Raw genomic sequence first — 10,016 nt, 5'->3', positions numbered from 1 at the left:
TTCCGGTCCGGGCCCATTGCCCGTCGGGGGAGGGGCGGCATAATGCCATTTGGCTGCGCGTCTACGACCCAGTATTCGTTGTGTCCGTCAGGACATGGCCGTTATATGAAATACTCCGTAATGCCGGAGAATATTTCAAGCTTTGTTGTGGGCAGAACGAGATCAGAATGCGGTCTGCCCGTGGCAGTTATGCGGGCACGGTTTCATTTTGTTTTGAATTATTGGGGGGATGAGGGGGTAATTTCAATGTAATAAATTTCCCCCATCCTTTTATGTCTACAATATCTCGAACAGTCAAAAAAAACAGTCTTGGAGCCTTAAGCCCAAATGCTTTAAAAGACCATCTAAAAGCCACTTCGATTTTAATTTCATCATTGGTGGGGACGGCGTAAAAAATTATGGGCAGTTGACGTTGTATTCCCATAAACTCCAGAAGGGTAACCACTGAAATGCGATAAGCTCCTTTTTTTAGTTTTTGAAATGAGTTGCATTTGGTCATTTCAATGGAGGCTTTTGGGAATCGATTTACCATCATGTAGTTTGCCATGGCCAGGGTTCGCGCCCCATCTCCGGTGGTGAAGTGTGAGACCTTTGCCACAGCAACTAATTTGTGAAGGCTCAATGCATTAAAATCAATCTCCATTTCGGCGTTAACTCCCTTTGTGCACCACCCTTTAAAGGTGTGCATGGGGGCATAAGCTTTAAAATTCACCCTGTAATCCCGGGCCAATATGTATTTCATTAAGTAAAAACCTTTTTAATAATCGTCTCGGATGGTCCAATAATTTTATCAGGATCCAGGCCTGACCGGGTCCGAATCCTACATAAGCCAATCCATTTATCAGCTGGCAAGTGTCGTCATATCAATGTCGCAACAGATACGTTCGCATTCTAGATGATTGTGCTTGTTTTTATAGAGACACGACATTGGTTCATCCGGAGGTTCCCATGACAATAATCTTCCTGAATTGATAAGGATGCCACCTGTGTGGATGATATGAATCATGCCGGCCATGACCGGAGAGAGAATTCCCAGCATCCCCAAGGCGGCCCCCAAAAGATCGGTGGATACGGCAAAATAGTGGTTTTGATCAATTACTTTCATGGTTTGATGACTCAAATTGCGCACTTTTACCAACCCCCCGAGGTTGGGATCTGCCAGGGCAATATCCGCCGCTTCAATTGCAATTTCCGCTCCGCCTGCACCGATTGCGATTCCAATATCTGCCTGGGCCAGAGCCAAAGCATCGTTGACACCGTCTCCCACCATGACCACTGAGCTTTTCTTGTTCAGGTCTCTTACGTGCCGGGCTTTTTCTTCGGGCATCAGTGGTGCCCTGCAATCATTAAAGGGAAAAATATCCATCATGGTTTCGGCAACTTCTTTGTTGTCTCCAGTAATCAAATGAATCTCCTTGACACCGTCATGCTTCAGGCAATTTAAAACTCTGGCAGCTTCGGGACGGATGGGGTTTAGCACACCCAACATACCCATGACACTGCCGTTTCTGGCCACAAATACCACGGTGCAACCTTTGGCTCTTGCAATGGCAGATTCTGAATCAAAACAGCTCAATTCCACTTGATTTTCTTCCATGTATTGCCGGTTCCCCACCAGAATTACATCTTCGCATCCAATGGTGCACAAAACGCCACGTCCAGCCTTAAACTCGCATACGGCATGGGCTTTGGGTGTCAAATTCCTGGCCTTTGCTTCACCAAGTATGGCACGGGCCATGGGGTGCTGGTTGTGAGATTCTGCCGTGGCTGCCCATGAGAGAAGTTGGTTTTCGGTGATATCTGTAGATTTGACTTTAATGGTCATGATTTTTGGGGTGTTTAGGGTCAGTGTGCCGGTTTTATCAAAACAGTAGACATCCGTTTTTCCCACGGTTTCAAGGTAGAGCCCTCCTTTTATCAGGATGGAATGCCTGGCGGCATTGGCCAGGGATGCTGTGAGGGCGGATGATGCCGCAAGAACGGTGGCGCAGGGGCAGGACATTACCAGCATGACCGTTAATGCCCGCATGGGATCCAGAGTGAAAAGCAAGGTTGCGATCGTGGCTGTAAGGCCGATTTTCATCAGCCTGGCAGCCAGCTGATCAGCCTTATGTTCGGCTGGTGCCTTGTTGGCAAGGGAGTCCTCAACCATTTTCATGATGCCGGAAAGATAGGTGTTTTCCCCGGTTTTGACGGTGCGGATAAAGAGGGTGCCCTGGGAAATAATGGTGCCGGCATAAACTTCTTCTCCGATGCTGCGGTGGACTGCTTCTGATCTTCCATTGATGCTGGCTTCGTCCACCAGAGCGTCCCCGTCCAAGATGATGCCGTCCACGGGAATTTTTTCTCCGGTGTGGGCCGCCACCACATCATCTGGACGGATATCGGCCACAGCGATCTCAACTTCCATGCCGTCGACCATTACATACGTGTTGGCCGGAGCCACTTCCAGAATATTTCGGATTGCCTGTCTGGAGCGTTGGGCCACATAATCTTCCGTCAATTCGGCAACATTGTAAATCCAAAGAATCTGTATGGCAGAAAAGGCCTCACCCATGGCAATGGTGAAAATGGAACCGGCTGTCAGAAAAGGCTTTACGGTCACCCGTTTTTTTTCCACCGTATCTTCAACAGCTTCTTTTAACAGTGGAATAGTCCCTGCAATGGCAGCTATACCCAAAAAACTCAAAGGGTTTTGCCCCAGGGTTAATTTAAAAATCCAACTGCGGATCAGCGCATGGGCCATAACTCCGGACAGGAGGATGACACTTCTTAGTTTTGCCTTAAAGGTTTGCTTGTTTTTACAATCGTATAATCCGCATTTATTTTCAAATCCAGGGATAATTTCTGGAGGATCAGGGTAGGTTTCGGGGTGGCTAAGCTGGCATACGATCAATGCAAGTATGGAGCGTGCGGAAATATCGTTAGTATTAAAATGAACAATTACAGACCCTGAAAATGCCATGCGGGATTCTGCTTTGATGATACCCTCAACATTATTAAGGTGGGATTGCATCCATCTGTTCTCTTGTTTCTTGTGCAGCATTCGAGGAATCCGAACACGAATTCGACCGGACATGGATTGTTTCACGACAATCCCATTTGCTTTTAAAAAAGCGGGGGTCAGCGCTTTGTAAATTTTAGCATAATATTCATTCATTTTTTTTTAAGCCTTTTGGTTTTTTCATGGTATTTTTTTCTGAATGAAGCATTGTCTAATATATTAATAATGCTAAGGGGAAATAGTTTTTTAACTTGGCGGCCGAATTTGCAGGTTGTTTTGCAAGTCCCTGGGATTTTGCCTTTAATTCACCTCTTTGTCCCGGGAAGTACCCATGGTTAATGGGGCTTACCTGGGTGGCGAAGGCGAGCTCTGCTTTTTATTTTTTTTGTCCGGGTGATACAGAAAATGATGCCACAAAGAGAGGCCAACGAACAACACCCCGGCTCCGGTGTGGATGTTTTTCATGATTTTGCTACCCTTTAATAACGGTGCGGTAACCACTGCCACTCCAAGGGAAGCGGTCATGGCTACCTTGGCAATCTCTTTTCTGACCTCAAGATCAATTTTTTCGTCTTGCATTTTTTCGCTTTCTTCTTTCAATGGTTTTTTTGGTGCCTTTACCGGTTTCAACTGCCAGCGCACAGGTTAAAGCTGTGGCTATGCTGCAAGCTATGGGGATAAAAAATGCCATGATTCCTCCGGAAATTATGGGGTGATCGTTTGTTGGGAAACCCCATGACTGATCCAAATATACAGGCTCTGGCATGGGTAGATACTAAGTTGTGACAGCATAATAATTTTTACCACAAATTTAATTCGGCCAGAATGTTAGAGATATCTAAAATGATTGTCAAGTACTAATTATTTTTTATTGACTTATTGGTTGACGGAACGTCTTTTAGACGCATTGATTTAGATTGTAATCACGTAGGCTTGATGGGCCTGTGAAAATTCGGTCCATGGTTTTTCCACCACATAAAATTCGGATTTAAAGAATGTTGCCACGAATATGTTGTGTTTCGAGATTGGGCATTTAGCTTTTTACGAGGGTGTTGAATTTAAGTTTTATTGTATTTTTATTTTTATAGATAAAAAAATGTTAGATAGTTAAAATTTTTGTTGAAATTGCTATTTAACTTGTGTAAGGTGACTCCAATTTTGAATATGGAATAGATCTGATATCAATTTTTTTGTTTTATTTGGAGGTAAATAATGCCGGGGTTTGGAAGAGGAAAGAGAATGAAAGGACGAGGCCATGGAAAGTGCTGTATGTTGAAGGAAATGCAGCCGGGAACTCGTGGAAAGATACATTGTCATCATGCCAAAGGTGCTGTCAGGCAACGACTCCTTGATCTTGGTTTTGTGCCTGAGGCGGAAGTGGATGTCATTCGTAGAGCCCCCCTGGGAGATCCCATTGAATGTCGCGTGGCCAATTATAAGGTTGCTTTGAGAAAATCGGAGGCCGATCTCATTGAAGTTGAATATACTTAGCCCGGCATCAGAGCCTGTTTTGGAAATCTAACAATAAAGTTCATGGGAAACACGATGTCAATATCACCTGAGTTTGAAAAAAATAAGATTCTCGTTGGCTTGGCAGGTCAGCAGAATTCCGGAAAATCAACCACCTTCAACATGTTGACCGGAGCCAATCAGCACATTGCCAACTATCCCGGTGTCACTGTCGATAAAAAAACCGGATTTTATCGATACAAAGATGTCAAAGTGGAAACGGTGGATTTGCCGGGAACATACAGCCTTACTTCCTTCTCCCTTGAGGAGCGGGTGGCAAGGGATTTTCTTATCACGGAAAAGCCCGATGTGATTGTTAATGTCGTGGACGCCTCATCTCTCAAAAGAAGCCTCTATTTTTCTTTCCAGGTGCTTGAAATGGGGTTTCCTGTGGTGATTGCCCTTAATATGATGGACGTGGCCGGCAGAAATGGTACGCAAATCAACCTTGAGGCATTGCGGAAAAATTTAAAAGTGCCCGTGGTTCCCACGGTGGGGCGAAAAAGTATTGGTAAAAAGGAATTGAGGGACGCCATACTTGATGTTTCCAATGATAAAAATCAGGGGAAAATTCAAGCCCCTTTGCAGATCAATTACGATGCCCTTGAAAAGCCAATTGAAGATCTTAGACAGGCATTGAGTCAGACACCCCTGAAAGATGTATATCCCTGCCGATGGTTGGCTGTCAAACTTGTGGAGGGGGATGCCGAGGCTTTGAAGATTGTCACCCGGGCATTGGGGGTGGCTTGTAATGAGCTGCAGACCGCCCGTCGAATCAAGGATGCCTTTGAGGAGCAGAACGATCTGGATGTGGCTGATTATATGATGGGGTGTCGTGATAAGCTTTCCACAAAAATTATCAATAAAACCGTCACTGAAACAAAAGATGGTATAGACAGAGTAACCGAGGCCATTGATTCGGTGGTTCTAAACCGATTTGCAGCCCCTTTTGTTCTGGTGGGCACCGTGTTTATGATCTACCAGCTTTCCATTGTAAAGGGGTATGAATTGACCCAATATTGGTGGCCAATTCTGGCAAAATTCAGGGCCTTGGTGGCAGGTGTCCTGCCCGATGCCGGTATGCTCCACGATCCCTATCTGCTATCCATGGGGCTATGGATGGTGGATTCAGCCAATGCCCTTCTCAATTACATTCCCATTTTTCTTATTCTTTTTGCCCTTATTGCCATCCTTGAAGACAGCGGATATATGGCCCGCATCGCTTTTATCCTGGATAAACTCTTTAATTTGTTCGGGCTTCATGGGCAGTCCACACTGCCATTTATCCTGGGCGGTGTTTTTGCCGGGGGGTGTGCCGTTCCCGGTGTCATGGCCACCAAGGGGATTCCGGACGAGCGTTCCCGGATGGCCACCATATTGACCGTGCCTTACATGAATTGTCTGGCTAAGGTGCCGTTTTATACTCTTTTAATTAATGTGTTTTTTGCACCCTATAAATCCTGGGCCATGCTTTTCCTCTCCACATTTACCATTTTTGTGGCACTTCTGGTGGCGCGATTTTTAACGGCAACTCTGTTGAAATCCATGGAGACGGCTCCCTTTGTTATGGAGCTTCCCAAGTACCACCCCCCCACCTTTTTTGGTGTGGGGCAACGGGCCGTTGAGCGGACATGGCAATATATTAAAAAAGTGGGTTCCATTGTTGTTGCCGTTTCCGTCTGTGTGTTCACACTCTTGCAATTTCCAGGACTCAGCCATGAAAAGTCGGAACAATTTCAGCATGAGATGGATCAGGCAGTGGCAACTTTTCATGAACAAAGCGCTTCAAGCAGTTATGCCCACCAATTCAAGGACAAGGCCGCACTTCTGTCCCTTATAAATGTGTACACTGATTACAAGACCGCCAAGTTGACCATCAAAACGGCTGAGGGCTCCAGGTCTCTGGATGCAAAATTTCAATCCAGGTACCCTGATTTGTTCAAGTTTTGTAAACCAAAGGGCGATAAAGCTGCCAAAAAAATTAACAAGAGCCTTCGTAAACTTGCCTCCAAACGAAAGGGCCTACGCAGGCAGATCAAGGAAGAGCAGATTGAAACCAGTTTTCTGGGGATGGTGGGGCGTTCCATGGAACCTTTGACCCAATGGGCAGGATTTGACTGGAAGGTGAATGTGGCGATTCTCTCATCCTTTGCCGCCAGGGAGTCCAGTGTTGCCACCATCGGCGTTTTGTATCAGCAGGGAGCAGATGAAAACAAAAGTCTTGAAGATCGTATGGCCGCAGAAACCGGCGGAAATGATTTTACCCCCCTCCATGCCTTGGCCATCATGGTCTTTTTTGCCATGTATCCGCCTTGCCTGGCCACCACCATCATGATCAAGGTGCAGACCGCTTCCTATAAATGGATGGTGTTTTCCATGGTGTTCCCAACACTTCTGGGTTTTATTGTTGCTTCGGGAATCTTCACCGGTGGGAGAGTCATGGGACTCAGCGGTATCCAGATGATGGGTGTTTTTTACGGATTTACGGTGCTGCTCACCATTGCAACAGGCCTGTTTAAACCCTGGGGGAAGAAAGCGACACCCATTGCCATAAAACCCGGGGTATCCATACAATGATTTTTTAAATTTATAATCAGTACATAAAGGCGTAGCCGATTTTCGGATTTCGTTGAAATAAAGCTACGCCTTTTATTGGGACAATAAGTTAGATAGCTCTATTTGCATTAACAGCTCCTAATATGCTTGTGCTGAAATAATGTGGACAATAAATCGGACGGAAAGTATGTGTGTTCGCCCGAATTCATCAATAATACAAACCATTTAAGCTAAAAAGGAAACTGATTATGATTCGATTTAAGACAAAACCCATTGCTGTCGCATTACTGGGATTCTCCCTTTGTTTTTCAAGTGCTGTTTGTGCTCATACCCCTCTTTGTTCCTGCTATGACAATGGAGACAACACCATTACCTGTGAAGGTGGCTTTTCCGATGGTTCATCCGCCTCCGGCGTGGTGATGCGGGTGGAGGACAAAAGTGGAAAACAGCTGCTCCAGGGAAAAATGGATGAGGACAGCGAATTTACATTTGAGAAACCCTTAGTTCCCTACAGAGTAATTTTTGATGGTGGTGAGGGCCATAATGTGGAAAATGACGGGGATCAAATCGTGGAATAAAGATGTCTGTCGATTTTTTGCAGGTGTGCTACCCGGGCTTTTTAAAGTCCGAATGGATAAGAAGAGCCTGAGGATAAATTTCAGGTTGTTCAAGCATTGTTGTGGGTATGCCGGAGTTAAAATCAGGCTTGCCCGAGCTAATTAATTAAATTTATTAAGGAGTTTGTTCGATGAGGAAAAAAATTGTACTGTTTGCCGGGATGATGCTTCTTGCAATGTCCCTTCCGGCCATGGCCCATTTCCAGATGATCTATACCCCTGAAGCTGCCTTGAACAAAGGCGGAAAAATTCCCCTTACCCTGGTATTTACCCATCCCTTTGAGGCAGGCCACACAATGGATATGGGAAAACCGGAACAATTTTTCGTGGTACGATCCAGGGGGGAAAACGCCCCCAAGAAGACCGATCTTCTTTCCAGTCTCAAACCCATTACCTGGACCAGCCTGACCAACTCAGGCGCTGCCTGGGAAACCAGTTATACGGCCCGGGGCGGGGACCACACCTTTTGTCTTATTCCCGATCCTTATTGGGAAGAGGGTGACGGCTTTTTTATCAAACAAAACACCAAGGTGATCATCAATGTGGGCGGAGAGCCCGGTGCATGGATGGAGCCTGTTGGGCTTCCCACGGAAATCGTGCCCCTTTGTAAACCCTATGACCGCTGGACCGGCAACGTCTTCCAGGGCCAGGTGCTGTTTAATGGCAAGCCCGTGCCCGGTGCTGAAGTTGAAATTGAATACATGAACCATAAACTGTTGTTGGATCAAAAGGCCTTTGCCAAAAAAGCCGCAGCCAAAGCGCCCCAGGATTCCTTTGTTCTGCAGACTATTTTTGCCGATGTCAACGGCGTTTTCACCTTTGGTATCCCCAAGGAAGGATGGTGGGGATTTGCAGCTCTGGATCTTGATCCGGATTACACCCATAAAGGCAAAAAGTGCTCCCGGGACGCTGTTATGTGGATCAAAGCTGTGGATATGAAGTAATCATAGAAGGAATAAGGAAAAAGATGAAAGGTAACAAGATGAATCAGATGAAGGTCAGGTTGCTCCAGGTAGCATGTTGTGGTTTAACTCTTTTTTACTTTGCCTCCATGGGCTGGGCTGAAGGGTTGTCCAATTTTGCGCTTGAAGAGCGCATTACCCAGCTTGAAGAAAAATTGAAAGATGGTGGCGGGGGCTTGCCCGGCTGGCTGGATCGTATCAGTATTAGCGGTGTCATTGAAGTGGAAGCCGGATTTGAAAGTCTTGACTTTAATGATCCCGCTGTTGAAGATGAAGACTCCAGCGATTTTTCCCTTGCCACTGTGGAATTGGGTATTGATGGGGAAATTTCCGAGCATGTAAGCGGTTCCTTGCTGCTTCTCTATGAAGACGGTGAAGATATTGTATTTGACGAAGCATTTATCACATTGTCAGGTGGAGAAAATTTGCCGATATACCTTAAGGTCGGTGAGTTGTATGTGCCTTTTGGCTTCTTTGAGAGCAATATGATTTCCGATCCCCTGACTCTGGAAATTGGAGAGACCCGTGAGACCGCGCTGGAAGTGGGATATGAAATGGCCGGATTTTATTGTGCGGGTTATCTTTTTAACGGGGATGTGGATGAAGCCGGTGAAGATAACGAGGTTGATAATTTTGGTTTGAATGCCGGTTACACCATGGAAACCGATGCCGTTAACTTGGATGTGGGTATCGGCTACATCAACAATCTGTTTGATTCCGACGGAATGAATGATATTTTGGATGGTTCAGGAGCAGATCTGGATGCGTATGTGGGTGGTATTGCACTCCATGGCGTTCTCAATCTTGGCCCCCTGACTTTGATCGGCGAGTACGTAAGTGCAACGGATGATCCTGAATGGAGCTATGCCGATGGTACCACAGGAAAAGGAGATAAACCGTCTGCATGGAATGCAGAAGTGGATTACACCTTTGAGATGGCTGGAAAAGAAACCGTTGTGGGTTTTGCCTGTCAGGGAACGGACAATTTGGAAGACGAGCTTCCGGAGACCCGCGTGGTAGGAGCCGTTGCCGTGGGTATACTGGCGAATACCACCCTTGCTCTTGAGTATCTCCATGATGAATTCGAGTCCGATGATGAGGCAGATGTTATCACTGCCCAGCTGGCAATTGAATTTTAATACCCGAAACAACAACACTGACATTTTTAGCTGATGTTATCCTGAATTATTCTCCCCTTTCTGGCCCATTAATCAGGGAGGGGAGTTTTTCAGTGTACCGGGAGAAAATCCGTTTTTATTAGCGGATTTTTTTGGAGCAATCGAGTTAGATGTTTCAAACAATAATAGAGATTGTTAGGTGGTGAATAGGGTGAGCATTACTGCATGGGAGAATGGGAGTAGAGTACGT

9 protein-coding genes are annotated in these 10,016 nt (G+C 45.9%); 5 read left to right on the top strand and 4 right to left on the bottom strand.

Going from position 1 to position 10,016, the window contains the following annotated elements; translation table 11 throughout:
* Positions 1–187: 187 nt before the first annotated feature.
* From ACYQ2M_RS22080 to ACYQ2M_RS22065, 4 genes are all read right to left on the bottom strand, one after another.
* On the bottom strand, positions 188–742 hold the full coding sequence (locus tag ACYQ2M_RS22080) for a hypothetical protein (RefSeq protein ID WP_459918561.1): 555 nt from the start codon (positions 740–742) through the stop codon (positions 188–190).
* A 99-nt stretch (positions 743–841) separates the two neighbouring features.
* On the bottom strand, positions 842–3,160 hold the full coding sequence (locus ACYQ2M_RS22075; protein WP_459918560.1) for a heavy metal translocating P-type ATPase: 2,319 nt from the start codon (positions 3,158–3,160) through the stop codon (positions 842–844).
* Between the two features lie 189 nt (positions 3,161–3,349).
* On the bottom strand, positions 3,350–3,583 hold the full coding sequence (locus tag ACYQ2M_RS22070) for a hypothetical protein (protein ID WP_459918559.1): 234 nt from the start codon (positions 3,581–3,583) through the stop codon (positions 3,350–3,352).
* A complete protein-coding gene (locus ACYQ2M_RS22065; protein WP_459918558.1) occupies positions 3,564–3,695 on the bottom strand; it encodes a hypothetical protein in 132 nt (43 codons plus the stop codon). Before ACYQ2M_RS22065 ends, ACYQ2M_RS22070 begins: the two co-directional genes overlap by 20 nt.
* A 548-nt stretch (positions 3,696–4,243) precedes the next feature.
* On the opposite strand from ACYQ2M_RS22065, the gene ACYQ2M_RS22060 reads away from it, so the two are divergent.
* From ACYQ2M_RS22060 to ACYQ2M_RS22040, 5 genes are all read left to right on the top strand, one after another.
* The gene (locus ACYQ2M_RS22060; RefSeq protein ID WP_459918557.1) at positions 4,244–4,495 is read left to right on the top strand and encodes a FeoA family protein; all 252 of its coding nucleotides are present in this window, start codon (positions 4,244–4,246) and stop codon (positions 4,493–4,495) included.
* A gap of 54 nt (positions 4,496–4,549) precedes the next feature.
* Positions 4,550–7,090, top strand: coding sequence for a ferrous iron transport protein B (feoB, locus tag ACYQ2M_RS22055; RefSeq protein ID WP_459918556.1), 2,541 nt, complete (start codon positions 4,550–4,552; stop codon positions 7,088–7,090).
* A 227-nt stretch (positions 7,091–7,317) separates the two neighbouring features.
* Entirely contained in the window at positions 7,318–7,647 is a 330-nt protein-coding gene (locus ACYQ2M_RS22050) for a hypothetical protein (protein WP_459918555.1), read from the top strand.
* Between the two features lie 170 nt (positions 7,648–7,817).
* Positions 7,818–8,630 carry a DUF4198 domain-containing protein gene (locus ACYQ2M_RS22045; protein ID WP_459918554.1) on the top strand — a complete coding sequence of 271 codons (813 nt, stop codon included), beginning with the start codon at positions 7,818–7,820 and terminating at the stop codon, positions 8,628–8,630.
* A gap of 23 nt (positions 8,631–8,653) precedes the next feature.
* The gene (locus ACYQ2M_RS22040; RefSeq protein ID WP_459918553.1) at positions 8,654–9,787 is read left to right on the top strand and encodes an LbtU family siderophore porin; all 1,134 of its coding nucleotides are present in this window, start codon (positions 8,654–8,656) and stop codon (positions 9,785–9,787) included.
* Positions 9,788–10,016: the final 229 nt, after the last annotated feature.

The organism is Desulfocicer niacini (genome assembly GCF_054657595.1).
The sequence above is the reverse complement of the archived record's forward strand: the minus strand, read 5'-3'. Positions and strand labels throughout refer to the sequence as shown.